Annotated in this window: 23 protein-coding genes; 14 read left to right on the forward strand and 9 right to left on the reverse strand. The window is 72.0% G+C overall.

What is annotated here, in order from left to right; all coding sequences use genetic code 11:
* Positions 1 to 74 precede the first annotated feature (74 nt).
* From ABT170_RS35785 to ABT170_RS35795, 3 genes are all read left to right on the forward strand, one after another.
* Complete coding sequence (locus tag ABT170_RS35785; RefSeq protein ID WP_329943516.1) at positions 75 to 674, forward strand: TetR family transcriptional regulator; 600 nt, start codon at positions 75 to 77, stop codon at positions 672 to 674.
* A gap of 86 nt (positions 675 to 760) precedes the next feature.
* Positions 761 to 1,498, forward strand: coding sequence for a tyrosine-protein phosphatase (locus ABT170_RS35790; protein WP_351874538.1), 738 nt, complete (start codon positions 761 to 763; stop codon positions 1,496 to 1,498).
* Positions 1,492 to 3,297: a glycoside hydrolase family 3 protein gene (locus ABT170_RS35795; protein ID WP_351874541.1), complete on the forward strand. Its 1,806-nt coding sequence runs from the start codon at positions 1,492 to 1,494 to the stop codon at positions 3,295 to 3,297. Before ABT170_RS35790 ends, ABT170_RS35795 begins: the two co-directional genes overlap by 7 nt.
* 172 nt (positions 3,298 to 3,469) lie before the next feature.
* On the opposite strand, the gene ABT170_RS35800 is transcribed toward ABT170_RS35795, so the two are convergent.
* Positions 3,470 to 4,090, reverse strand: coding sequence for a TetR/AcrR family transcriptional regulator (locus ABT170_RS35800; protein ID WP_329943519.1), 621 nt, complete (start codon positions 4,088 to 4,090; stop codon positions 3,470 to 3,472).
* Between the two features lie 132 nt (positions 4,091 to 4,222).
* On the opposite strand from ABT170_RS35800, the gene ABT170_RS35805 reads away from it, so the two are divergent.
* From ABT170_RS35805 to ABT170_RS35815, 3 genes are read left to right on the forward strand one after another with little or no spacing between them, the layout of a single operon-like run.
* Positions 4,223 to 5,413: a CaiB/BaiF CoA transferase family protein gene (locus ABT170_RS35805; RefSeq protein WP_329943520.1), complete on the forward strand. Its 1,191-nt coding sequence runs from the start codon at positions 4,223 to 4,225 to the stop codon at positions 5,411 to 5,413.
* A gap of 49 nt (positions 5,414 to 5,462) precedes the next feature.
* Entirely contained in the window at positions 5,463 to 6,866 is a 1,404-nt protein-coding gene (locus ABT170_RS35810; RefSeq protein WP_329943521.1) for an MFS transporter, read from the forward strand.
* Positions 6,863 to 8,290, forward strand: a complete 1,428-nt coding sequence (locus ABT170_RS35815) for an amidase (protein WP_351874546.1) — start codon at positions 6,863 to 6,865, stop codon at positions 8,288 to 8,290. The genes ABT170_RS35810 and ABT170_RS35815 overlap by 4 nt, the downstream gene beginning before the upstream one ends.
* Before the next feature lie 45 nt (positions 8,291 to 8,335).
* On the opposite strand, the gene ABT170_RS35820 is transcribed toward ABT170_RS35815, so the two are convergent.
* The 3 genes from ABT170_RS35820 to ABT170_RS35830 all read right to left on the reverse strand — a co-directional run bounded on the left by ABT170_RS35820 (position 8,336) and on the right by ABT170_RS35830 (position 10,247).
* Complete coding sequence (locus ABT170_RS35820) at positions 8,336 to 9,196, reverse strand: hypothetical protein (protein ID WP_329943523.1); 861 nt, start codon at positions 9,194 to 9,196, stop codon at positions 8,336 to 8,338.
* Positions 9,197 to 9,309: 113 nt separating this feature from the next.
* Positions 9,310 to 9,807, reverse strand: coding sequence for a hypothetical protein (locus tag ABT170_RS35825; protein WP_351874549.1), 498 nt, complete (start codon positions 9,805 to 9,807; stop codon positions 9,310 to 9,312).
* Positions 9,808 to 9,863: 56 nt separating this feature from the next.
* Positions 9,864 to 10,247, reverse strand: coding sequence for a hypothetical protein (locus ABT170_RS35830; protein ID WP_351874552.1), 384 nt, complete (start codon positions 10,245 to 10,247; stop codon positions 9,864 to 9,866).
* 375 nt (positions 10,248 to 10,622) lie between these two features.
* Between ABT170_RS35830 and ABT170_RS35835 the strand changes: the two genes are divergently transcribed.
* From ABT170_RS35835 to ABT170_RS35855, 5 genes are all read left to right on the forward strand, one after another.
* Positions 10,623 to 11,987: a tetratricopeptide repeat protein gene (locus tag ABT170_RS35835; RefSeq protein WP_329943526.1), complete on the forward strand. Its 1,365-nt coding sequence runs from the start codon at positions 10,623 to 10,625 to the stop codon at positions 11,985 to 11,987.
* A gap of 433 nt (positions 11,988 to 12,420) precedes the next feature.
* Entirely contained in the window at positions 12,421 to 14,931 is a 2,511-nt protein-coding gene (locus tag ABT170_RS35840; RefSeq protein WP_351874555.1) for a SufS family cysteine desulfurase, read from the forward strand.
* A 1-nt stretch (position 14,932) separates the two neighbouring features.
* The gene (locus ABT170_RS35845; protein WP_329943528.1) at positions 14,933 to 15,403 is read left to right on the forward strand and encodes a hypothetical protein; all 471 of its coding nucleotides are present in this window, start codon (positions 14,933 to 14,935) and stop codon (positions 15,401 to 15,403) included.
* 278 nt (positions 15,404 to 15,681) lie between these two features.
* Positions 15,682 to 16,161 carry a hypothetical protein gene (locus ABT170_RS35850; RefSeq protein WP_329943637.1) on the forward strand — a complete coding sequence of 160 codons (480 nt, stop codon included), beginning with the start codon at positions 15,682 to 15,684 and terminating at the stop codon, positions 16,159 to 16,161.
* Positions 16,158 to 16,838, forward strand: coding sequence for a vitamin K epoxide reductase family protein (locus tag ABT170_RS35855; protein ID WP_443034302.1), 681 nt, complete (start codon positions 16,158 to 16,160; stop codon positions 16,836 to 16,838). The genes ABT170_RS35850 and ABT170_RS35855 overlap by 4 nt, the downstream gene beginning before the upstream one ends.
* On the opposite strand, the gene ABT170_RS35860 is transcribed toward ABT170_RS35855, so the two are convergent.
* Positions 16,789 to 18,138: a globin domain-containing protein gene (locus ABT170_RS35860; RefSeq protein ID WP_329943530.1), complete on the reverse strand. Its 1,350-nt coding sequence runs from the start codon at positions 18,136 to 18,138 to the stop codon at positions 16,789 to 16,791. The two genes, ABT170_RS35855 and ABT170_RS35860, sit on opposite strands and share 50 nt — an antisense overlap.
* A gap of 241 nt (positions 18,139 to 18,379) precedes the next feature.
* Between ABT170_RS35860 and ABT170_RS35865 the strand changes: the two genes are divergently transcribed.
* On the forward strand, positions 18,380 to 19,117 hold the full coding sequence (locus ABT170_RS35865) for a response regulator (protein ID WP_329943531.1): 738 nt from the start codon (positions 18,380 to 18,382) through the stop codon (positions 19,115 to 19,117).
* A gap of 14 nt (positions 19,118 to 19,131) precedes the next feature.
* Here ABT170_RS35865 and ABT170_RS35870 read toward each other — a convergent pair whose 3' ends face one another.
* From ABT170_RS35870 to ABT170_RS35885, 4 genes are all read right to left on the reverse strand, one after another.
* A complete protein-coding gene (locus tag ABT170_RS35870) occupies positions 19,132 to 20,820 on the reverse strand; it encodes a sensor histidine kinase (protein ID WP_351874573.1) in 1,689 nt (562 codons plus the stop codon).
* A gap of 412 nt (positions 20,821 to 21,232) precedes the next feature.
* On the reverse strand, positions 21,233 to 21,688 hold the full coding sequence (locus ABT170_RS35875) for a hypothetical protein (protein WP_329943532.1): 456 nt from the start codon (positions 21,686 to 21,688) through the stop codon (positions 21,233 to 21,235).
* 201 nt (positions 21,689 to 21,889) lie between these two features.
* Entirely contained in the window at positions 21,890 to 22,270 is a 381-nt protein-coding gene (locus ABT170_RS35880; RefSeq protein ID WP_329943533.1) for a hypothetical protein, read from the reverse strand.
* 143 nt (positions 22,271 to 22,413) lie between these two features.
* Complete coding sequence (locus ABT170_RS35885; protein WP_329943534.1) at positions 22,414 to 23,397, reverse strand: ArsR/SmtB family transcription factor; 984 nt, start codon at positions 23,395 to 23,397, stop codon at positions 22,414 to 22,416.
* A 390-nt stretch (positions 23,398 to 23,787) separates the two neighbouring features.
* Between ABT170_RS35885 and ABT170_RS35890 the strand changes: the two genes are divergently transcribed.
* Together ABT170_RS35890 and ABT170_RS35895 are read left to right on the forward strand one after the other, a co-directional pair.
* Positions 23,788 to 24,177 carry an SH3 domain-containing protein gene (locus ABT170_RS35890; RefSeq protein ID WP_351874562.1) on the forward strand — a complete coding sequence of 130 codons (390 nt, stop codon included), beginning with the start codon at positions 23,788 to 23,790 and terminating at the stop codon, positions 24,175 to 24,177.
* A gap of 250 nt (positions 24,178 to 24,427) precedes the next feature.
* On the forward strand, positions 24,428 to 25,445 hold a 1,018-nt coding region (locus ABT170_RS35895; protein ID WP_351874565.1), incomplete at its 3' end, for a DUF4139 domain-containing protein.

Raw genomic sequence — 25,445 nt, forward strand, 5'->3', positions numbered from 1 at the left:
TGCTCGTGGCGGCGTACGACGCACCGTCACGACCGACGCCCGGCGACGGGCACACGACAAGGAGCGGCAGACCGATGCAGGAGACGGGCCCCCTGACGGAACTGGGAATGCGCGACCGGAAGAAGGCGCGCACCCGTGAGGCCATCCGCACGGCGGCGCTCGACCTCTTCGAGGAGCAGGGCTTCGAACACACCACGGTCGACCAGATCTGCCGACGGGCGGACGTCGCCCACCGCACCTTCTTCCGCTACTACGCGACGAAGGAGGCCCTGCTCTTCGGCAGGGCCTTCGGCCAGGTCATCCTCGACGCCTTCGCAGAAGCACCGGCGGAGCTCGGTCTCTGGGAGGCGCTCAGCCACGCGGTGGCCGTCTCCGACGGCCGCCTGGAGGAGTCCGCCGAGCACACCGCCCGGCGCCGCCGGCTGCGCCGTGACCTTCTGGAGGTGCGCTCGGTGCGCGACTACGCCCTCATCCTCGTCGACACGTTCGGCCGGCGGGCCTCCGTCGTCGCCGCCGAACGGATCGGTGCCGACCCGCAGACGGATCTGCGCCCCTGGGCGCTCGGCGCGATGCTCAGCGGCATGCTCCAGCGCCATCTGCTGGTCGACTCGGAGACCGGTCTGCTGACCGCGTGGGCCGAGGCGTACCGGGAAGTCCTGCGCCCCGGCCGCTGACCGGCCCTCCCGCGCCCACCCTCGCCGACGCCCTCTCCGGCCACCCCCATCTTCCGTACCAGCTATTTGTCACGAAAGGTTCATCTATGTCCCTGGTCAATTTCCGCGACCCCGCACTCGCCACCGATCCCCACGGCTCATGGATCCGACCGGGCGTCCTGTACCGCTCGGCCCAGCCCTTCCCCCGCGCCGACCATGCCACGGTCGCCCAACTGCACGACCACGGCATCCGCACCGTCGTCGACCTGCGGGGCGCGGCGGAGAGCGAACCCGCCGACTGGGCCGCCGCCGAGGCCGCGGGGATCGACGTCATAGCCGCCCGGATGGATCCCACCACCGACGCCGTCATGGCGGCCATGGGGACCATGACCACCGCCGCGGACCTCGGAGCGTTCTACCTCCTGATGGCCGAGCAGGCACCCCACGCCGTCACCGCCGCGGTCGAGGCCGCCGCCCGCCCCGGCGGTGTCCTGCTGCACTGCGCCGCAGGCAAGGACCGCACCGGTCTGATCACCGCGCTGCTGCTCGAACTGCTCGGTGTCCCGGCCGAGGCGATCGTCGCCGACTACGCCCGAACGTCCCGAGCCCTGACACAGATCTTCGCCAACCTCGCCGAGCGCCACCACACCCACCCGGCCGCCCTCAACGCCCGCGACATGGCGCCCGCCCCGCTGCTGGAGGCCCCCGCCGAGGCGATGACCGCCTTCCTCGGCCTCGTCCGTACCCGGCAGGGCGCCGCCGCTTTCCTGACCGCCTGCGGAACCTCACCCGCCACTTTGGACGCCTTCCGCGCCAAGGCCGCCGCGGAGGCCGTCGCATGCTGAACCTGCTGCGCCACCACGACGGAACGCCGTTCCGCGATCTCAACCACAACGGCACCATGGAGCCCTACGAGGACCCCCGGCTGCCGGTCGGGGAGCGCGTCGAGGACCTGGTGAACCGGATGACCCTGGCCGAGAAGGCCGCGCTGATGTGCCACGGCCGGATGATGCCCGGGAACGCCCGCCAGGCCCTGCCCGGGAACGGCATCCCGACCGGCGCCGACCTGATCGCCGGACGCGGTCTGACCGCCTTCGCGATGATGGCCGTTCCCGACGCCCGCGCGATGGCCGAGTGGAACAACCACGTCCAGGATCTCGCCGCCGCCGAACGCCTCGGTATCCCGGTCACCCTCGCCTCCGACCCCCGGCACGGCTTCACCGCCAACCCCGCCACCGCGCACACCGGCGGCGGCTTCAGCGCCGGACCGGAACCGATCGGACTCGCGGCCACCGACGATCCGGCCCTGGTGGAGGGGTACGCGGCCCTGATCGGCCGTGAGCTGCGGGCCGTCGGGATCCGGCTCGCCATCCACCCGATGGCCGACCTGGCCACCGAACCGCGGTGGGCCCGGATCAGCGGCACCTTCGGCGAGGACGCCGACCGCGCGTGCCGCATGATCACCGCCTACATCCGCGGCCTCCAGGGCGAGGCGATCGGCCCCGACAGCGTCGCCTGCATGACCAAGCACTTCCCCGGTGGCGGCCCCCAGGCGCACGGCGAGGACTCGCACTTCGTCGCCGGCCGCCGGCTGGTCTACCCGGGCGGCGCGTTCGATCACCACCTGCTTCCCTTCGAGGCCGCCTTCCGGGCCGGCACCGCGCAGATCATGCCCGCGTACGCGATCCCCTCGGGCGCGGGCCTGTCCGAGGTCGGTGCCAACTTCAACCGGGACGTCATCACCGGTCTGCTGCGCGGCAGGTACGGCTTCGACGGCGTGGTCTGCACCGACTTCAACGCGATCACGGGCACCGAGGTCCCCGGAGTCACCACCTTCCCGCCGCGTCACTGGGGTGTGGAGGAGCTGTCGGTGGCCGAGCAGGTCGTGCTGACCCTGGACGCCGGTGCCGACCAGCTCGGCGGCGAGACCGACCCCGGGCTGATCCTGGCGGCCGTGCACTCCGGCGCGGTCAGCGAGGCGAGGATCGACGAATCCGCGCGGCGCATCCTGCGCGACAAGTTCCGCCTCGGCCTCTTCGAGGACCCCTATGTCGACCCGGACGCCGCGGCCGAACTGGTCGGCGACGCGGCCGGCCGCGACCGGGGCCGCCGAGTCCAGCGGCGCTCACTGGTCCACCTCTCCGGCCATCCCGTCGCCGGGCAGCGGCTGTACGTCGAGGGAATCGATCCGGCGGTCGCCGCCCGGTACGGCACTGTCGTGGAGCGGCCCGAGGACGCCGACGCCGCCGTTCTCCGGATCGCCGCGCCGTACGAGAAGCGCGAGGGCTTCCTGGAACAGTTCTTCCACAGCGGCTCGCTGGAGTTCCCGGCCGTGGAGGCGGAGCGCCTGAGTTCCCTCGCCGCAGCCGTGCCCACCTGCTTCGCCGTCCACCTCGACCGCCCCGCGGTCCTCACCCCGCTGACCGGCCAGGCCGCCTTCCTCATCGGCGAGTTCGGCGCCGCCGATGAGGTGGTCCTCGACGCGGCCCTCGGCCGGGCCCCGCTGACCGGAACTCTTCCGTTCGACCTGCCCTCCTCCATGGCCGCCGTGGAGGACGCCCGGGAGGACATCCCCTTCGACACCCGTGCGCCGCTGTTCCGCTGCGGTCACCCGACGGCCGGTGGCACAGCGTCGCGGAGGTAGTGCCGGACCCGTGGGGCACGGGCAGCCTCCGCGCACCGGCCCGCGCCCGAACCACCCGCAGCGGCACCGGCCCCGTGCGGCACCGCACGGGGCCGGTGCCGCTGTGCCGTGCGCGGGGGAGCCGAGGCCGTGATGGTGGGCGGCACCGGGGCGCGCGGCCCGCCGCGCCGGGTCACCCGCCGGATTCCCGCCCGTCCGCCGGGGCGGCGAGGCCGGCCACCATGAGCGTGAAGGCGCGTGCCGCCCGCGCGTCCAGTTCCTCCAGCGGGATCCCGGTGTCCCGGGCGTACGCCTCGCGGAAGATGACGTACCCCATCTGGGCGGCGGCGGTCATCATATGGGCGGCCACCGCATCCGCGTCCGGGGGCAGCGCGCCTTCTTCGGTGTCCCGCGCCAGGCTCTGGCGGGTCTGCGCGAAGCGGGGGAACGGGCTGAAGCCGTCGTCGCCGTCGAGTGCCAACAGGGCCTCCAGCTGGACGAGTTCGGGTTCCTCCAGCCGGTAGCGGAACATGGCCGCCCGCCGCTCGGCGAAGGGCAGGTCCCAGTGGCCGTCCTGGCTGGCGACCCGCCGTTCCACCAAGTCGGCCGCGGCGGCCCGGAGAAGGGCCTGACGGGTTCCGAAGTACTGGTAGATCTGCCCGTGATTGACGCCCGCCTCGGTGGCGATCTCGCGGAGATTGACGCCCGCGAGGACACCGTCGCGCCGCAGCAGCCGACGCGCGGCGTCCAGCAGATCCGCCTCGGTCTCCTCGCGGGTGCGCCGGCGCCGTCGCGCCCTGCCCGTATCGCCCATGCTCTGCTCCTCGTCCGTCGCTGGATGGATTCTCTCGTCGCAGACCCTTGCCGCGCTGCGGTGACCAGCTTATGGTCCCGATAACAACGTTTCGTTAATAACGAAACGTGAACTCGATGTGAGGGGCCATCCATGGCGACACTTCCGCTGGCGGGCATACGCGTCCTCGACCTGTCCACCGTCCTTGCCGCGCCCGTCACCGCCACATTCCTGGGGGACTTCGGCGCCGAGGTGGTCAAGGTCGAAGAACCCGGACGCGGCGACTTCACCCGTGGTACGGCGGCCGGAGCGCGGTCCCCGTACTGGGCCCAGGAGGCGCGCAACAAGAAGTCGGTGACGCTGGACCTGCGCACCGATCAGGGGCAGCGCCTCGTGAAGGAGCTGATCCCGCACTTCGACGTCGTGATCACCAACTACCGTCCGCCCACCCTTGAGGCGTGGGGGCTGGACCCGGATTCGCTGAGCGCGCTCGCCCCCGACGCCGTGCTGGTGTACGTGACGGGATACGGGCTCACCGGGCCCTACCGTGACCGCGGCTCGTTCGACCGGATCGCCAGCGCCTTCGCCGGCCTGACGTACGTCACCGGAGACCCCGACAGGCCCCCGGTGCGCAGCGGCTACTCCACGATCGACTACATGGCCGCCTATCTCGGTGCCTTCTCCGTGGTCACCGCGCTGTACCACCGCGACACGGCGGGCGGCGGAGGCCAGGTCATCGATCTCGCACTGTACGAAGCCGGCTTCCGCGCCTCGGAGGACGCGCTCACCTCGTACGCGACGACCGGCCGTACCCGTGAGCGCCTGGGCAACCGCAACCCGCAGATCGTCCCCGCCAGCGACTTCACCACCTCCGACGGGCGCCGGGTGTCGATCCACGCGGGCACCGACGCCCTGTTCGCACGGCTCGCCGCCCTCATGGGGACACCTGGGCCGGCAGCCGCCCCCGAGTACGCCACCCGGGCCGCCCGCGCCGAGCACGCCGACGCCCTCTACGCGACGATCGCCGGCTGGGCCGCCACCCGCACCGCGGACGATCTCACCGAGCTGCTCAGCGACGCCGGCATTCCCGCCTCCCCGCTGATGAGCATCGCCGACATCGCCGCCGATCCCCACTACCGGGAGCGGGGCACCCTCGTCACCGTCGAGGACCCGGAGTTCGGCGAACTGCCCATGGTCGCGCCCCTTCCCCGGATGTCGAAGACCCCGGGCTCCATCCGTTCCACCGGCCCGGCGCTCGGTGCGCACAACACCGAGGTGTACCAGGGCCTGCTGGGCCTGAGCCCGGACGAACTCGACTCCCTCGGCGCCGACGGCGTCATCTGACCTTCCCCGCATCCGCCGCTTCCTCTTTCTCCGGGAGGTCATGTCCCGTATGGCTGTCATCTCCGAAGCCGCCGCGCTCGGCAACCGGCTCGACCGGCTCCCGCTCAGCGCCTTCCACCGCAGGCTCGTCCTGGCCCTGGCCGGGATGATCCTCTTCGAATGGGTGGAGACCTACTCCTTCGCGTTCGTCGCGCCCGTCCTGCGCGACCAGTGGAGCCTGCCGCTCTCGACCGTCGCCGTCGTGGTCGGCGTCGGCCAGCTCGGCGCTTTCGCCGGCGGCATTCTCGGCGGCTACCTCGCCGACCGCGTCGGCCGTCGCCGGACCATGCTCATCTGCGTCACCGTCTACTGCGCCGCCACCGCGGTGTGCATTGTCGTGCAGAACCCCTGGCAGCTGATCGTGGCCCGCTGCGCCGCGCACTTCGGCGCCCAGGGCATGGCGGTCGTCGCCATCGTGGTACTCACCGAATTCGTTCCGGCCACTGCCCGGGGGCGGCTGCAGACGTACAAGGTCGCCGCCGGCTCGCTCGGTATCCCGATCGCCGCCTGGGCCGGGTACTTCCTCGTGCCCCAGTGGACGTGGGGGTGGCGCCTGGTCTTCGGCCTGGGACTGTTCGGAGTCGTCTTCGCGTGGCTGATCAGCCGCTGGGTCCCCGAAAGCCCCCGCTGGCTGGCCTCGCGCGGCGAATACGCGCGGGCCGAGGAGGTGGTGCGGTCCATCGAGCGCCAGTGCGGAATCCGGCCGTCCGGCGAACCCGCCGCGCCCCCGGCGTCGCCCGATCCGGAGTCCCCGGTACCCGCGCCGGACCGCCCCCGCCTCACCGAACTGCTGGCCCGACCCCAGCGCCGCCCGTTCCTCGTCGTGGCGACCATGTGGGTGGCCGGACTGCTGGCCTACTCCGCCTACAACACCTGGACGCCCACACTCCTGTCGGAGACCGGCCTCGACCTCGACGACACCCTGCTGCTGTCCGCCGTACTGGCCACCGCCGCACCCCTGGGCGCGCTCGCCGCCGTGCCGCTCATCGACCGGTGGGACCGGCGCCGCACCCAACTCGCCCTCGGTGTACTGACCGCCGCCGCGCTGCTGCTCTTCGGACTGGTCAGGGACCCCGCCGCCGTCCTCGTACTGGGCTGCGCGGTCAGCCTGCTGTTCCAGATGGCCGTGCCCTTCCTCCAGGTGTACTCCGCCGAGGTCTTCCCGACCCGTATCCGCGCGCTCGGCTCCGGCACCGCCAACGCCCTGTCGAGGATCTTCAACTTCGCCGCCCCGATGCTGGTGACCGCGGTCTTCACCGGTCTTGGATACGGCGCCGTGTTCACCCTCCTGGCCGTACTCAGCCTCGTCGGCGGCTGTGTCGCCGTCGCCTTCGGCCCACGCACCACCGGCATCAGCCTGGAAGCCACCACCCCCCGTCGCCCCCGCACCGCAGAGGAAGCCGCCCTGTCATGACCGACCTGTCCTTCGCCTCCGCGACCGAACTCACCGCCCTCATGCGCCGCCGCGCGCTGTCGCCCCGCGAGCTCATGTCCCACACCCTCGACCGGATCGCGACGGCCGACGCCACACTCAACTCCGTCGTCGCGCTCGATCCCGAGCGGGCCCTCGCCGACGCCACCGCCCTGACCGCCAGGATCGCCCGCGGCGAGGACCCCGGCCCGCTGGCCGGACTCCCCGTCCTCGTCAAGGACGGGGAGGACGCGCGGGGCTTCCCGACCAGCCGGGGCACCAGCGCCTACCGCGACAGTCTGCCCGCGGCCCGCGACAGCACCCATGTCTCCCGGCTGCGCGCGGCCGGTGCCCTGATCATCGGCAAGACGAACCTGCCGCCCCTCGGTGCCGCGGTGCACACGGCGAACGACGCCTTCGGCATCACCCGCAACCCGTGGAACGCCGACCGGACCCCGGGCGGCTCCAGCGGCGGTGCGGCCGCCGCGGTCGCCGCCGGACTCGTGGCCCTCGGCACCGCGGGCGACGGCGGCGGTTCCACCCGTATCCCGGCGGCACTGTGCGGAGTCGTCGGTCTGAAGCCGAGCCGAGGCCGCATCCCCCAGGGCCCGTCGGGCATGCCGTGCTGGCCGCAGAACATCTGCCTGAGCGGCATGGCCCGCACCGTCCGGGACACCGCACTGCACCTCGACGTCGCCGCAGGCCACCACGCGGGCGATCCGAACTCCCTGCCCGCGCCGGCCACCTCGTACCGAGAGAGTGCCGAGGGGCCACTGCCCGTGCTGCGGGTGGGCGTCATGCGCACGCTCGGCATCGCCGAGCCGCGGCCGGAGATGCTGCACGCCCTGGAGCGTACGGCCGGCCTCCTGCGGGACCTGGGCCACCGTGTCAGGGACGAGGAATCGGTCCTCCCGGGTGCCGCGGACTTCCCCGCCCCCTTCCGGCTGCGGCAGAGGATTCTGGCCTACAACCGACTCCTCGGCGTCCTCGATGACTTCACCGCCCGGCGGGCGGACTTCGAGCCGTGGTTCGCCGACACACTCGACGACGGCCGAACCCTCACCCCCACCGACTTCGCCGCCTACTGGGCACACCGCGCACGGCTCGACCACTGGACCGCCCGGCTCTTCGACCACTACGACCTGCTGCTCATGCCGACCGTGCCCACGACGGCATGGCCCGCGGAGGGCCCGGACATGGCGACGGCGGTGCGTGGGCGAACCGTTCCGATCTCCTACACAGCCGTGTTCAACGACACCGGCCACCCCGCGATCAGCGTTCCCGCCGGTCTCGGCCCGGACGGACTCCCCTGCGCGGTGCAAGCCGTCGCCCCCCACCACCGGGATGACCTCGCCCTGGGCGTCGCACAGGCGATCGAGACGGCGTTCGGCACGCTGCGTCCACCGGCCTTCGCCACCGGCTCCTGACCCGCGGGAACGATGCGGTGCCCGGCGCGCACCTCCGTACGGGGGTCAGTCGGCGCAGCCGGGAACGGGGGTGGTGGAGCCGGTGCAGTTGTTGGGCAGGTTGTGGGTGATGGGGGAGCGGTAGGTGGTGAGGCTGCCGGAGTTGAGAAGGCCACCGGCGGTCTGGCCGGCCTCGTTGGCGGAGACGGTGGTGCGGTTCAGACGGAGCCGGCTGAGGCCGCCGTTGTTGAGGATCCCGCCGCCGACGCCTTCGACGGCGTGGTTCCCGGTGACGGCGCTGTCGGTGAGGTGCAGCCGTCCGCCGTTGTTGAAGGCACCTCCGCCTCCGAACAACGAGGACCCGTCGCCGACCGTGCTGTGGTTCAGGGTGGTGACGGCCCGCTCGCCGTTGTTGAAGAGACCGCCCCCGAACTCCTTGGCCCTGTTGCCGGTGAGCGCACTGTGGTTGAGGGTCAGTGTGCCGAAGTTGTTGAAGATGCCGGCGCCGCTGCCGACCGATCCATTGCCGAGGGTGATGCGGTCCAGGACGAGACGCCCGCCGGTCTCCACCTCCATGACGCGGAAATCCGGCGTCCCGGCGTCGTGGCTGCGTGCGATCACGGCCCTGTCGGGGCCGTCGGAGGTGATACGCAGGTGTCCCGTGACCGGCTCCAGACCGTTCACACCGCCGAAGGGCCGGGTGAGTGTGTACGCGCAGCCGGCCTGGAGGGTGACCGTCCAGGACACGGCCGGCTGCGCGTTGGCGGTTCTGACCGCTTCGTTCAGACGGGCCGCCCGGTCCGGGACACAGGGGACGGACACGGCTGCGCGGTCCTGGGCGTACGCCGCCGGGCCCGGCCCGGCGAGGCCGGTCAGTACGGCGGCGACGACCGCACATCGAAGGGCGCTCCTCGTGCGTCGGTTCATGGTCCGAGTCTGCCCACCCGGCCTCGGACCGTCCGCCTCCGTGACCTGATCGGTCGTGGAATGCCTCCGGAAGGGTGAGGCGGATCAGGGGGAGGGCGGGCGGAGCCGCAGGGTCAGGCGGAAACCGTGACCGGGCATTCGGCCTGGGTGGAGAGGCGCCGCAGCGCCGCTTCGGCGAGCAGGGCGACCGAGACGAGGGCCAGCAGTGGCTGTACCGGGGCCCAGTAGCTCAGGGCCCCCGAGCTCCCGAGGAGCAGCAGGACGAGCTTGTTGCAGACCGGGCAGCCCACGGCGAAGAACGACAGCACCCCGCCCACCGCGCCCAATCGGCTCTCCGGGCCGGAGGGCCGGGCGGCGGGTGGGGCGTCCGGCCGGCGGACGTAGGTGCTCAGCACGATGCCGGCCAGGACCGAGGTGAGGGCCAGGGCGGGGTAGTTCCACCACTGCACAGGGACGGAACGGCCGAACAGCGGATTGGGCACCACATCGGTGGGCGCGCCGACGACGACGGCCGTGGCCAGGGCTCCGACGCCCGCCACACACCATTGCCTCGTCCGCCACGCGCGCAGTGCCTCGCCCGCCCGGCCGAAGGAACGCCGGGAAGAGGACATGGGTAACAACTCCGTTTCCGGTGGGGAACAGCAGGACGTGACCGCGCGGTCACGTCCTACATCCGCATGACGGAGGAGAGGAGCGTCGGGGGCGGTGGCGCCGGCCCGTTGGGGGACGAGAGGTCCCAACGGGGTGCCGGACGCAGGTGACGGGCCCCGGGCTCCAGCAGGCCGAGGGCCGGGGCCACCTGCGGAGCGGCGTCGGCACGGCGCGCGGTGGACTCGTTCACCGCCGGCTTCTTCCCGCACGGTGTTGTGCCCTCGGCCGCGGGCACAGCCGCGGCCTCGGTCGTCCGGGACAGGGACACCTCATCGGCAGGGGCCGCGTGGTGCTGAGCCGCGCGAGCGAACAGGCACAGCAGACCCACCGTGAGCAGCAGCAGCGCGAGCACACCGCGCAGCGCGGCCGTGTTCGCCGCCCGCTCCGGTACCCGCTTCATGCGCCCGCTCCTCCTGTGCTCCGCCCGGGGAGATCAACGACACCTTAGAACACCCGTTCCGGCATCGGCTCCCCGCTGTGCGTGCGCAGTCGTCGACGTCGTCCCGTGCGCATGTCCCGGAGGGTATTGCGGGGCGTGTGCGACGGCGGTAGGAATGGCGGGCCGGCCGCGTTTGATGCGCGTACCCCCAGGGGTATCCTTCGATGAAGATGCCCCTGGGGGTATCGGTCCTCGTGGTTCTCCGCGTAGCACCCTCTTCCGCGGTCTCTCTTCCACGTCACGTTTCCTCGCGGGCGGCCGAGTCGCAGACGCTCCCCCGGCCGCCGCCCCGCGCACGCGTACACCCACGCGGTGGGAGCGGAAGGGGGCATGGTCATGCCGCATCGCGCACCCAACGGGAAACTGGCCGTCCTGCTCGAAGCCACGTCCTGGAGCGCCGCGGATCTGGCCCGCGCGGTGAACGCGCTGGGGGAGGCCCAGGGGCTGCGGCTGCGCTACGACCGTACGGCCGTGGCGCACTGGCTCAAGGGCTCCCGGCCCCGTGGACCGGTGCCCGACCTGGTCGCCCAGGCCCTCAGTCACCGCGCCGGCCGCCTGATCTCGGCCGAGGACACCGGACTCACCCCTCCCGGCCGCCTGGCGGGTGCCGGCCTGCCGCCGCCCGGTACCGGGCAGGAAGGGGGAGGCGGTCTTCCCGGGCTCATCGCGTTGTGCGGCCAGGACGCCGATCCGGGCCGACGCGCGGCCCTGATCGGCACCACCTACTCGCTGGTTCCGCACACTCCGCCGGTATGGAGACCGGACCCGCCCCGTCCCGGGCCGGGCCGGGAGCCGTACGAGTCGGCGGACGAACAGTTCCTGAGCACGATGGTGGAGCTCTTCGCCGGCCTGCTCCGGGCCCACGGCGGTGCCTACATCCGCTCGGCCCTGGCGGCCCATCTGGCGGACAACGCGGCCCGGCTGGCATCGGTTCCGGCAGTGGACGGTGTTCCTCCCCAGGTGCTGGACCACTGCGCCCGGCTGGCGCACCTGCTGGCCTCCATGACGGCCGACACCGGGCACCACGGGCTGGCCCACCGGTACTACGCGCTGGCTCTGGACCTGGCCCGCGAGACCGGGAACCGGACCTCCTACGCGATCACTCTGCGCGTCATGAGCGTCCAGGCGCTCGGCCTCGGTCATGTCCATCAGGCGCACAGCCTCGCCGACTCCGCCGTCGAGTGCGCCGGGCGGAACGATCCGGCGGTGCTGGCCTTCGTCCTCGCCCAGCGAGGCCACACACACGCGGCACGTCGCGACGGGAAGGGGGCGATGGCCGACCTCGTGGGCAGCGCCGACGCCCATCGCCGGGCGGACAGCCGCGGCGGTGCGTTCGCCGTCTACCCGGAAGCGGGAATCGCGTACCGGCGGGCCCGGACGCTCCAGGTGCTGCGGCGTCCGGGGGAGGCCGTTCTCGCCTTCCAGGCCTCGGTCCTGCACCGGGACCCGGGCCAGCACCGCCCCTACGCCCTCACCCAGGCGCGCCTCGCGGAAGTGCTGGTGGCCGACGGTCAGCTCGAAGAGGCCTGCGCGCACTGGCACATCTTCCTCGACCACTACCCGTACGTCGTCGGCTCCAACGAGGCAGGCCGCGCGCTGGCCCGGATGCTCCAGCACGCGCGGAGCTTTCCGAGGCAGCGCCAGGCCGTCGAGCTGATCGAGCGGGGCCGTGCCTCCTCAGCCCGGCTGCCACGGTACTGACTCGGCGAGGTGGGCCGGAGCGGGCTTCGCCCCGGCGGCGGTTCCGGCCGGACCGGTCCGAGCGTCATCGGGGTTCGGCGCCTCGTCGGGCGAACGCGCGCCGGGCGGAGCTGTGTCCGACGGCGAGGCGTCCGGCGGTGCGGTGTCCGGCGGCAAGGCGTCCGACGGCAAGGGACATAAGGCAAAGGGATCGTCCATCTGCCACAACTACCGTGTGCGCGCGCCGCTGTGCGCGAAATGCCCCGGCGGCTCGCGTCCGTACGTCAGGGAATCGTTTCCCTCCACCCCTATCGGACGAATATGCCACGGGCATGCGCGGAAGCCCGTACGGCGTTCAACGCGTTCACGCTCCGGTCCTCACCCGGGTCTTCCCTCACGCGGACCGTTTCGCCTGACTGGAAGGGCACGTGAAAGCCCGAGAGAGGAAACACCCATGACGATCCAGCACATCGAGACCCCCGGCTGTCTCTGTACCGCGCACACCGCGCTCAGCTCCGAACGGCCGACCGCTCACGGCACCGGTTTCGATCCGCAGGCCGTCCGCCCCGACTTCCCGGTCCTGCGGCGCACCGTCAACGAGGGCCGGCCCCTGGTCTACCTCGACAGCGCGGCCACTTCGCAGAAGCCGCAGCTGGTCCTCGACGCGGAGAGGGACTTCTACGCGCTCCACAACGCCAATGTCCACCGCAGTCACCACCAGCTGGCCAGGGAAGCGACCTGGCTGCTGGAGGCGGGCCGGGCCCGCATCGCGGCCTTCGTCGGCGCGCGGGCCGACGACATCGTCCTGACCAAGAACGCGTCCGAAGCGCTCAACCTCGTCGCCTACGCCCTGGGCAACGCGTCCCGTTCCGAGCGGGACCTGCGCTCACTGGCCCTCGGGCCGGGCGACCGGGTCGTGATCACGGAGATGGAGCACCACTCCAACCTCATGCCCTGGCAGCAGCTCTGCCGCCGCACCGGAGCCGAGCTCGCCTGGCTCACCATCACCCCCGAGGGCCGCCTGGACCTCGACCGTCTCGACGAGATCGTGGACGAGCGCACCAAGGTGTTCGCCTTCACCCACCAGTCCAATGTGTACGGAACGGTGAACCCGGTCGATGTGCTCGTCAAGCGCGCCAGGGAAGTGGGGGCGCTCACGGTCCTCGACGCCTGCCAGTCGGTGCCGCACTTCCCCGTCGATGTCACCGAACTCGGTGTCGACTTCCTGGCGTTCTCCGGGCACAAGATGTGCGGACCCACCGGAATCGGTGTGCTGTGGGGTCGCAGGGAGTTACTGCGCGCTCTTCCCCCGTTCCTGACCGGGGGCGAGATGAACGACGCCGTGACCATGGAGAACTCCACCTACGCGGCACCACCTCAGCGCTTCGAGGCAGGCACCCCCGTCATCGCGCAGGCGGTCGGGCTAGGTGTGGCCTGCACCTATCTGGACCGTATCGGCATGGGGGAGATCGCGCGGCACGGCGACCGCCTCACCCGGCACGCCCTGGACGCCCTCGGATCCGTCAAGGGCCTGCGCATCGTCGGCCCCGGCGACAGTACCGACCGCGGGCCGGTGATCTCCTTCGCGCTGTCCGACCGGTTCCCCGACGACATAGGGGAGTTCCTGGACGCGCGCGGCATCGCCATCCGGGTGGGGCACCTGTGCGCCCGGCCCGCCTGTGTGCGTTTCGGGCTGCCCGCCACGACCCGGGCCTCGTTCTACGCGTACACGACGACCGGCGAGATCGACGCCTTCGTCCAGGCGCTGGCCGAACTCGCCGAACCCGCCCTGCACGCGGTCCCGGAGGCAGCCGTACTCCCGACCGCCCAGGAGGACAGCACACCGACGCGGGCCCCTTCCGAGCCTGTGGGGATGCCGTCCACCGGTGTCTCCGCACCGGCCGCCGCGGCCGAATTCCTCGACCGGGTGCTGGGGGACGCCGCGACGGCCGCCACCGGGCTCGCCGTCTCTCTCGGCGACCGCCTCGGCCTCTACCGGGCCCTGTCCGGCAGCGGCCCCGTGACAGCCGCCCAACTCGCCGACCGTACGGGCACCCACGAAATCTACGTACGGGAATGGCTGCACACCCAGGTCGGCGCAGGCTACGTCCAGCGGTCGCCGGACACGGCCGGGGGACAGCCCGCCTACCTCCTGCCCGCCGCACACGCCGACGTTCTCGCCGACTCGGACGCCCCCACCGCAGGAGTCGGTATCTTCGCCTCCCTGCGGACCCTCTACGACGTCGAGGACCGGCTCGCCGAATGCTTCCGCACCGGAGAAGGAGTGGACTGGGGCGAGTACCCGCCCCAGATGTTCCGTGCGATCGCCCGCTTCTTCCGCCCCGCCTACAAGGCCAACATCGTCCAGAAGTGGCTGCCCGGACTCGACGGGATGACCCGGCGCCTCGACGCCGGCGCACAGGTGGCCGACATCGGCTGCGGCGTCGGCTACTCGACCCTCCTGATGGCCCAGGCCTTCCCCCGGTCGGCCTTCCACGGCTTCGACAACCACCAGCCGTCCATCGACCGGGCGCGCATCATCGCCGAAGACCGCGAACTCGACGACCGTGTCCGCTTCCACACCGCCGCCGCCCGCGACCTCGACGCCGCCGACGCGGGCCGCTTCGATCTGATCACCTTCTTCAACTGCCTCCACGACATGGGCGACCCGTTGGGGGCGCTCGACGGCGCGCGGCGTGTCCTGAAGCCCGACGGTGCGATCATGCTGGTCGAACCCAACGCGGAAGCCGACCCCACGCACAACACCCACTCCACCGGGCGGCTCTTCATGAGCCTGTCCACGGCACTCTGCCTGCCCGCGGCCGTCGCCCAGCGAGGGCCGGTCGCCCTGGGCAACCACGCGGGGGAGAAGGCCTTGCGGTCACTGGCCGAAACCGCCGGGTTCACCCGGTGGCGCCGCGTGGCGGAGACCCCCCGCAGCGCCGTGTACGAAATCCGGTTCTGACATGCCGTCCACCCCCGCGTGCACCGCTCCGGCAAGAACGGCCGCCCCGGCGGGCATCGGCGGGCAGTCCCGGAACTCGCTGGAAAGACAGCTCTTCGAGGCGATCGGGGCAACCCCCGCGAACGACCCCCGCGGCTGCTCCCGCACACGTCGTCTCGCCCTCGCGCTGATTCACCTGCGCAGAACCCACACCGCTGTCTACGACCCCGGCGACCACGAGCGGTTCCGCCGTCGGGAAAGCCGGTGCTTCGTCGCGGAACTGGCCGAGCGGAGCCTTCAGAACGGCTACGCTCCCGGCTCCGCCGTCCATGTGATCGGCGAACCGTACGACGGCACCGTCATCCACGCGGCACCCGGCTGGGACGCGGGGGACCCCTACCCCGCGATGTGGTACGTCGTCGCTGTCGCCCCGCTGAAGCTGTGCCGCGGACACGGAGCCGACGAGATCGAGCCGGTTGTCTCCCCTCGGTGAACGCGGCTCGCCGGGCCTGACCCGGGAATCCGTCATCACGTCGGGCGCCTGGGCCCGAACCGCCGATCACCGGCCTCCCGCTCCTTCCACCCGCCGCACGGGCACGCCGTGCGACGTCGTCCCCGCCGACAGGGCCGATCGGCCCTAGCGGCGCCGGACCCACGATCGGTTCACTGCAGTGCGTCGCATGCGCCGACGGGGTCCGGTACCGGCACCCGGGCGGGGCCGAGGCGTGCGGAAGCGTGGGACCGTGCGGATACGCGCAGGAGGGAAACGTGGTGATCGCAGTCGTCGGGCACAGGGACCTCAGCAACAGAACCCTGGAACTGGTGGAGGCTGAACTGAGAGCGCGGCTGGACCGCTTGGCGGAGGGGGCGGCCGCCCTGGTGCGCGCCGGGGCAGGGCTGCCGGTGGTGTTCGGAAGGGCCGCGCGGGAGGCCGGGCGGAAACTGACCGTGCTGCTGCCCGCCCAGGGCGCCGTCCCCGCCGTGCTGCCGGAGCGGGACCGGCCGGCCGCGGGCGAACTGCTGGTCCTGGCCGAGCACGTACGGCTGCTGGCCTTCGACCCGGCCGACCGCGACGCGTGTGTCAGCGCCGATGAGCGTCTGGTGCAGACGTGCGGCACCGTGCTCGCCGTGTGGGACGGATCGCCGTCGGACGGCCGGGACGCGACCGCACATCTGGTCGCCTTCGCGCGTGCGCGAGGAATCCGGGTGGAGGTCGTCTGGCCGGACGGGTCCGTACGGGGGCAGGGATGAAACTGGCGGAGCGTCGGGCGGGGAGGGAGGTGGAAAGGACCGAGGCCGGGGACCGGTTCTGCGCCGAGACGTCCGAAACGGGATACGAGCGGGAGTGCGCCGGCGCACGGCGTGGCTTCGCGTGGCTGCTGGTGATCACCGCCGCGCTCGGGCTGCTCGGTTCGTTCGTCATCACGATCGACAAGTTCGAACTGCTCGCCGATCCCGGCTTCGTGCCCGCCTGTTCACTGAGCCCCGTGGTGTCCTGCACGAGTGTGATGCGCAGTGAACAGGCGGCGGTTCTCGGCTTTCCCAACCCGCTCATCGGGCTGGTCGCCTTCGGAGTGGTGATGGGGGCCGGCGTGGGACTGCTCGCGGGCGCTCGCTACCGGCGCTGGTACTGGCTGGGGCTGAACGTCGGCACGCTGTCCGGAGCCGTCTTCTGCATGTGGCTGATGACACAGGCGCTGTACGACATCGGCGCCCTCTGCCTGTGGTGCGTGCTCGTGTGGATGGCCACCGTCTTCATGTTCTGGCACACCACGGTGCACAATCTGCGCCATGGTGTGCTGCCCGCCCCCCGCCCCCTGGTCGCCGCGGTGCTGGAGTTCCCGCACGTGGTGCCGGTGACCTGGTGCCTGGGCATCGTCATGCTGATAGCAACCCGGTTCTGGCCGTACTGGCAGACGCTTCTGTGACCGCGGCGATGTCGTCGGTCTCGTAGTGGATGTGCGCGGCCGGGACTCCGGCGGCGGCCAGCCGCGCGCGGACGTCCCGCGCGTACCCGGCAGCGGCGGCCTCGGGAGCCTCGGGGGCCAGGGACAGAAAGGCCTGCTGCCGGGCGGCGGCGGCTCCGCGATACGGGGCCGTCGTGCCGTTCAGGGCCCGCAGCCCGGCACCGGCGAAGCGGGCATCGGCCGCCTCGGCCGCGACGACGGTCAGCCAGGGGCGTCCGCGCCGGAACGCCTCCAGGTACGCCCCGTCGTACAGCTCTCCGGCCGCCGCGCTCTCCTCGGGCGCGGTGGGACCGAGCAGCAGCCGTACCCGGTGCGTACGGGAGCGGTCCGTGTCGATCCGCTGGAGCAGCGCCTTCATCGGGGCCCAGCCCGTACCGGAGGCGACCAGCAGGATGTCGGCGGAGGGAAGGCGCTCCGGGAGGGCCAGCGCCCCGCGCGGAGCACTGAGACGGACGGTGCCGCCCACCCTCGTACCGTGCACCAGCGCGTCGCTCACGCCGCCCGCGCCCCGGGCCCGTACATGGAACTCCAGTTCACCGTCCGGATGCGGTGCGCGGGCCAGATAGTAGGAACGCCAGGCCTGTTCCAGCAGCGGTGACTCCAAGGAGGCGTACTGACCGGCCTCGAAGGCGTAGGGCTGGTGCGGTCGCACCCGCAGTACCGCGAGACCGGGCGCGCGGAGTTCGTGCGAGGTCACCGTCGCGTCCCAGCTGGGCGGCTCGGCGATCGCCTCGTCGGCGCCCCTGACCATCGCCGAGACGGCCAGCCGCAGCATCCGCAGCCAGGCGTGCTCCAGCGCACGGGTCCACCGGACGCCCGCGCGCACGCGCAGCGCCTCCAGCAGCGCCGCCTCGAAGGCCTCGAAATGCGCGGGGCGCACACCGAGCTTGCGATGGTCGCGCCCCAACTGCCCGAAGACTCCGATCATCTCTTCCGTGCGGTGCAGATTGCTGATCAGATAGCGGAAGATGCCTACGAGATGGACCTGTTGGAACGCCATCGACTCGGGGAACAACGACCGTAGATACGGATGCCGCTCGAAGAGAAGCCGGTACAGCTCGGCGACCAGCTCCTCCAGCGGGCTCACCAGTGCCAGCGAGTCGCTGATCAGCAGCTGGTCGGCCGAACCGTCGTACGCCTGCGGGGCCTCGGCGCTCCACGGTTCGGCACTGCTGCCGGCCGGGGTCAGGATGCGTCGTCGCAGCCGCATCGCGTCATGCCGTGCGAGCAGTGCGTGGTAGTCCTCGCTCGGGGTGTTCATGGGCCGGTGACTCCTCGGTACAGGGCAGTGGGGTGGCCGGGAAAGGGAGATGTCCGTTGCGCCCGGACGATCTTGGCGGCGTCAGTATGGCACCGCGTCCGGCCCGCTGACCGGCCCCTGGCCACGGGGACTTTCGGCCCTGTTCAGACGCTGTTCGCCATGCTGTGACACCCCGGCGGTAACGGGTCCGCGGGCGGGCACATACTGTTCCCGGCCCTCTCCCCGACCGATCGAGCATGATGTGAATCAGTCCGAGAATTCCCCACTGAGCACGGCCCCGTCGCAGCCCTCGGCCCCCATCCGCGTCTTCATCCTCGACGACCACGAGGTCGTACGGCGAGGAGTACGCGATCTGCTGGAGGCCGAGGACGACATCGAGGTCGTCGGCGAGGCGTCCGACGCCCGGGAGGCGCTGGCGCGTGTACCGGCCGGCCGGCCGCAGGTCGCCGTGCTGGACGTACGCCTCGGCGGAGACCAGGGCGGTGACCACGCGGGTATCGAGGTATGCCGGGAGCTGCGCGCCCTGATGCCCGATCTGGCCTGCCTGATGCTGACGTCGTTCGACGACGACGAGGCGCTGTTCGATGCCATCATGGCGGGCGCCGCGGGCTATGTGCTGAAGCAGATCAACGGAGCCGATCTGATCACCGCCGTACGCAGGGTCGCGTCGGGCACCTCGATGCTCGATCCACGGACGACCGCCCGAGTGATGGCACGGCTGCGCGATCCCCGGCGAACCCCTGCCGAGGCGTCGGAACTGGACGGACTCACACCCAGGGAGAGGCAGATCCTGGAACTCATCGGCGAGGGTCTCACCAACCGTGAGATCGCGGAACGCCTCTTCCTGGCCGAGAAGACCGTCAAGAACCGCATCTCCTCGATCCTCGCCAAACTGGGCGTGGGACGCCGCATCCAGGCGGCGATGCTCGTCGGCCGGATCAAGAGCCGCCAGGCGTGGCCACCCGCTCCGGGAATCTGAGCGGCACGGGGGCGTCAGTCGTGGAGCGGCGCGCGCCAGATGATCCTGGTGCCCCCGTCCGCCGGCCGTTCGATGGTCAGTGTGCCTCGGCACAGCGCCGCCCGCGTACGCATATTGGCCAGCCCCCCGCGGCGCCCGGCCGGCGGTTCGACCGCATCGGCCGCGGTGCCCGGCCCCGGCGGGGCGGCAGCGTCCCGGATTCCGACGCCGTTGTCGGTCACGGTCAGCGTCACCGCGTCGTCGGCCGACAGCTCGATGCCGATACGCGTGGCACGCGCGTGGCGAGAGGCGTTGGACACCGCCTCCGCGGCGACCGCCAGGACGTGTTCGGCGAGATCGTCCGGCACCGTGGTGTCGACCGGTCCGTCGATCCGCACGGAGGGCCGGAAGCCGAGGGCGTTCTCCGCGGTACGGGCGGTTTCCGCCATCCGGCGCCGCAGCCCGCCGCCGCCCGGACCGTCGGCCGTCCGCAGATCGAAGATGGTGGACCGGATGATCCGGATCGTGGTGTCCAGATCGTCCACCGCCCGGCTCACCCGCTCCGCCGCGTCCGGCCGGTCCGCGATGGCCCGTGTGGTGCTCTGGAGGGTCATGCCCGTCGCGAAGAGACGCTGGATCGCCAGATCGTGCAGATCGCGGGCGATCCGGTCCCGGTCGTGCATGACGGCGAGCTCCTCGGACTCGGCCCGTCCACGGGCCAGTTCCAGGGCGATGGCGGCCTGGTCGGCGAATCCCGAGATGAGCGCGACCTCGGATTCGTCGAACGGCGGCCGGTCCACCGGACGCCCCAGACGCAGTGCGCCCCGCGCCCCCGTGTCGACCCGCAGGGGAACCGTCACCACCGGACCGGGACCGTCCTCGGCACCGTCGCCGAACTGGTGGGCCCGGGGATCGGTACGGACATCCGCGCAGTGAACCGGTGTCCCGGTACGGGCGGCGAGTCCGGCCAGCGATCCCCGTGCGGGCACGGACAGCCCCGTGACGCGTTCGGAGTCCTTGCCGTGGGCGACGGCGACGGTCAGCCGCGCCTCGGCCCCGGACGCCTCAGGATCCCCGGAGGGACGGGCGGGGGAGGGCAGCAGGATCGCGGCCCGGTCGGCCCCGGCCACCTCCATCGCCCGCTCGGCGATCAGATGCAGCACCTCGGCGGCGTCCGTACCCGAGAGCAGGCTGCGGGTGATCTCGCCCAGCGCCTCCAGACGCCGCTCCCGGCGACGGCTCTCGTCGTACATGCGGGCGTTGTCGATGGCGACCCCGGCCGCGATCGACAAGGTGGTCAGCACCGCCTCGTCGTCGGCGTCGAAGCTCACCCCGCCCCGCTTCTCGGTGAGATAGAGATTGCCGAACACCTCGTCGCGGACCCGGACCGGTACCCCGAGGAAGGTACGCATCGGGGGATGCAGGGGCGGGAAGCCGAAGCTGCGCGGATGGCTGCTGAGATCGTCGAGCCGCAGCGGTTCCGGGTGATGGATCAGTTCGCCGAGGATCCCGCGCCCGCACGGCGTCTGGCCGATCACGGCGGCGAGTTCCTCCGATATGCCGACGGGCAGGAACTCCAGCAGTTTCTGCCCGTCCCCGACTATGCCGAGCGCCCCGTACTCCGCGTCGGTGAGGGTCACCGCGGCCTCCACGATCCCGCGGAGCACCTCGGGCAGCTCCAGGCCCCGCCCCAGACTCATCACGGCATCCAGCAGACTGCGCATCCTGTCCGGCCGGCTGGGTCCGGGCCAGCTCTCCGGACCGGCGCGGAGGACCCCGGGAGAGGCGCGGGCGGGGGAGGCGGCGTCGGGAGCGGGGACGCCGGACGGGCGGCCGGGCGCGGCGGGTGCAGTGTCTGTCATCGGGGGCGCCGCTCTCTGGGGCCGTTGTGCCATGTACGGGAACGCTCGGCCGGATCACCACGGGAAGGGGACCGGTCCACGGACGGTCAGCCTACGGCAGCCACGGGGGCGGACGGTGCGCCGCCGCCTCGCTGCCTCGCCGCCTCGCTGCCCGGCCCCGGCCCGGCCGGCCCCGGGCCAGGGGCCGGCCGGTCGCCCTGAGGGACCGGCGGAGAGCCGGCCGGCGCGTGGAGGAAGTGACTCTCAGCCCGGCCAGGACGTCCGCACTCGCGTGCTATTCCGTGCTGCCGTACTCGAAGACCTTCTCCGTGGACGCGCATTCGCCGCCCCAGCGCAGGGAGGTGACCCGTACTTCGAGGGTGCTGTTGGGGTCCCCGGCCATCATGACGCCGGCGGTTCCGGCGGGCCATCCCAGGCTGTCGGTGCTGTTGCTCGCCTGAAAGTGCAGGCACCCGTGGGCATCGCCGATGGCCGTGTGTCCGCGCCAGCGGATGTGATCGGCCCCAGGGTCGCTCCGGCCGTTGTTGAAAATGACGCCGGCCTGGCTGTTTCCGCTCCAGCCGTCGTACTGGGCGACAACGATCGCGCCCCGGTGGTCGTAGACGCAGACCTGCCCCGACTTGCATCCCTGAATGGTCGCAGTGGGACTCGCCTGTGTGGAACCGGCGGCCCCGGCGAGCAATGCGAGGGCTGCCGCGCCGGTGAACGCGGCGGTGTTGCGTATCCGCATCGAGGAACGCACTTCCCTTCCGATGTGTGATCAGGCTTTCCGATGTGTGGACAGGACGGACGGCGGGTTCTCCGGGACGGCCCCTCACCCCCCGTCGCGGTGAGGGGCCGTGCGAAGGCTCCGGTGCCGGAGCGGGGGAGCCTTCGCAGGGTGCGGACTGTCGGACAACCCCGTCCGTGAGCCGTGCCGATGTACGGGCGATCAGCCGACTTCGCGCAGGTAGACATTGGCCGAGCTGCCGGTGTCCGCGAGGTTGAAGTTCTGCACCTCGCCGGACGGGCAGGCCTTCGGGCTGTACAGCGTGTTCCCGGTCGAGGGGAAGAACGCGTACACCTCGGCGCACTGACCGTCGGACGAGGTGTCCTTCACCCAGCCGGTGACATAGATCGACGTGCTGGTGCACGAGAAGGTCCAGTGTGCTTCCGCCCCGCTGGTTTCGACATCCTGCGGCTTGTCACCGCATTTGCCCTTCACCTGGATGGTCTCCGCCGCGGCCGGCTTCGCGCTCGCGGTCGGCGCGACGAATCCGGCGGACGCGACGGCGGCCACGGCCACCGCCACGGCGAGATGCCTCACGGACATGAATTCCCCCTTTGACAACGGGCCGTCGGGTGTTCCCGATCGGTGCGCCCATCGTGGGCCGGACGGGGAGAGACACGCTCGTGCTTTTGGCTCCGGCCAAAACGTCGGCCGCGTCCCCCGCTGCCCGCGCCCCGGCGAGGACATCAGCGGCCGTCGAGGAGCCGACGGCCCAGCGGAGTGGCGGTATGCAGGACGCGCTTGCCGTCGCGCCTGGACGCGACGAGTCCGCCGTCCCTCAGCACGGCCAGCTGCTGGCTGACGCTCGGCAGGGACAGCCCCGTCGCGTCGGCGAGTTCGGAGGTGGTGGCACACGCGAGCACAGCGGTCTCGTACAGGAGCGCGGCGCGGCTTGGCCCCAGCAGGCGGGACAGCGCGGTGGGAGAAGCGGCGGGCTGCGAAGGGGTCTTGTCGACCGGGTAGATGAGTACGGGCCGCAACTGGTCGTCGGCCAGGGTGATCGGGCGCTGCCAGCAGAAGTACGACGGTACGAGCAGCAGACCCCGGCCGTGCAGATGGAGATCGCGCTCGACCGGATAGTCGACGGTCAGCACGGGCGGCTCCCACACCGCCATCGGCCGCAGGCTCTTCAGCAGCGCCTGTGTCCCGCCGTCCGCCAGGGTCCGGGTGCGGCGGTCCGTGTCCGCCGCCGTGGCCGTGCCGATGCTGTTCCACAGCGGTGCGATGAACGACTGGTGGTAGGTGCGCAGGTTCCCGCCCAGAGTGCTGAGCGCCGCGACATCGCCGCGCGCCAGCTCCGAACCCGCCCATGGCCGGCCGCCGCTCGCCGACAGCAGGGCCAGCTCGTGGCGCAGACGGTGCCGCGGTGTCGCGAGCACCCGGTCGATGCCCGCACGAAGCCCGTCGGTCCCGTCCTCGACGGGCGGGGTGAGGAAGTCCGGGAAGTACGCGGCGCGCGGGACCAGACTGCGCAGCGCGGACGCCGAACGCCGGGCCGCCCCGTCCCGGCGGACCAGCCCGCCGACCGCCCGCCGCCACGGATCGAAGGCGATCGCACCTTCACGGTTCTGCAGCCTGCACAGGCTGCAGACGATCTCCCACAGTGGATCGGGGCGCCGTGCCAGCCGCACGCTCGCCAGGTCTCTGCCGGTGAAGTGGATGCGCAGCATGGTTTCCCCCCGTTGACCAGTGACGCTCAACGGAGAATCCTGGTGACGCGTATTTCCCCGGACAAGGGTGAACTCGGCCATGCGCAGCCCTCGGAGGCTCATACGCCGCGGTGATGGTGGCGGTCGACGGCCGTGGCGCCTCGGCCGAGCCGGGCGACGACCTCCGCCTCTGGTATCCGCCGTACCCCGGGAGGGGGCTGTACCCCGCGACGATTCGGGAGCGGGCTCCCTGTACGACGGATTCGTCCCGCAGGCGGTCCCGGGAGGCTGAGCGTGCGCCCCCGGAAGGGTGAAGGTGCGGCTTCTCCCCTACGGAGGCCGCCCCGCCTGTGCCATGAAGGTGGGGCAGCCGGGAAGGTCCCGGGGACTGACCGACACAAAGGAAACACCATGCGCGTACCGCACGCCGGGCACCGGATCACCTCCGTCCTCGTGGGGATTCTGCTGGCCGGGACGGCTCTTGCCGCTCCCTCCGTGGCCGCAGGTCACCACACGGGCACGGCGGGCTCCCCCGCACAGACCGCGGAAGCCGCCGCGCCCGCCGCCGAGCCGGAGGGACAGGTCGTGTCCCGGACGGCACTCCACGTACGAGAGGAGCCGAACACCCGCTCCCGCGTCCTCGGCAGCCTCCCGCCGGGTGCCGTCATTCGCCTGCACTGCAAGGTCGTGGGGGAGAACGTCGACGGCAACAACAGGTGGTACCTGCTGGGCAGTGGCCGCCCCGGCTATGTGAGCGCCCGCTACGTTCGCAACCTCAGCACGGTGCCCTGGTGCGCGTAACGATGAGCTGAGCATGCTCAGAACCGGTGCTCCGGCACCGGTTCTGACGCCGTGCGACGCACCGTACGGCACGCCGGCGGGAGCATGCCCCTCCCTGTACGGGGCGGAGAAGCGGTCGCTGTACGAGGCGGTGGAGCGGTCGCTCGGCCACAGGGCTGCCCGGACTCGTTCCCTGGTCCGACGCGGACGCGCGGACCGGCCGGGCGTAGGCTTCGCTCGGCATGGACGCGGCGGGGGCGGGGCGGAGCACATGACGGCTGAGCCGGTACAGAGGTGGACATCGACCCTCGATTCGGTCGTGGTGTACGCGCAGGGCGCGCTCTGCCGACGCCTGGCCCGGGGCAATGTGTCGCCCGACGGCCGGGTGCGGGTGACCGGGCTGCCCCGCTCGCTGGACCCCGGCTCGCTGCGCGCCAGTGTCCTGGGTACGTCCGGGGCGCGCGTCACCGGGGCACGGGTGGAAGTGGAGGCCGCGCCGCCCGGCAGGGGAACGCCCGACGAGTTGCGGCGCGAGGTCGAGCGTTTGAGCGACGCGTACGCGGCGGCCCAGGGGCGTGTGGACCGGCAGTTGGGCCTGATCGAGGAGATCCGTGCCCTCCACCCCGTCGCGCCCGCCCGCAGGCGCGAGGATCCGCACCGCCGTACGCCGGTGGACGCGTGGCTGGAGCTCGCCGACTTCGTCGACGAGCGGCTGACGGGACTGCACGACCGCCTCGCCGCACTGGAGGAGGCGGTGCGCGACATCGGGCACGAGCTGACCATCGCCACCGACCGGCGTGCCCGCGCCACCACCGACGCGCCGACGGCGCACGTGGATACCTCGGTCAGCGCGGCCCTGACCCTCGACGGCACCGGTGACGCGGTGGTGGAGGTGGAGCTGGAGTACGGCGTGCCGGGCGCCGTCTGGGCGCCGGCCTACCGCCTCACTCGCCGTCAGGGAGACGACAGCGGCCGACTGGTGCTGCGCGCCTCGGTAGCCCAGCGGACCGGCGAGGACTGGACCGGTGTCCACATCGCCCTGGCCACCGCCGACCTTCGGCGCCGCACCGACCTCCCGGGACTCCGCTCGATCCGGATCGGACGCAGCCAGCCCGCCCCCACGCCCTCCGGCTGGCGCGAGCCCCCGGCCGGGCTCGTCGACCTGTTCTCCGGGTACGACGCGGCAGGCCCCGGTCGGGATATAGCCGGTGCAGAACACCCGTGCGAGATATACGCCGAACGGGTTGACCAGTACCGGGATCAGCACCGACCAGTAGGTGTTGACCAGG

Source organism: Streptomyces sp. NPDC001787, from assembly GCF_040297465.1.
In the GTDB taxonomy this organism is placed as follows: Bacteria; Actinomycetota; Actinomycetes; order Streptomycetales; family Streptomycetaceae; genus Streptomyces.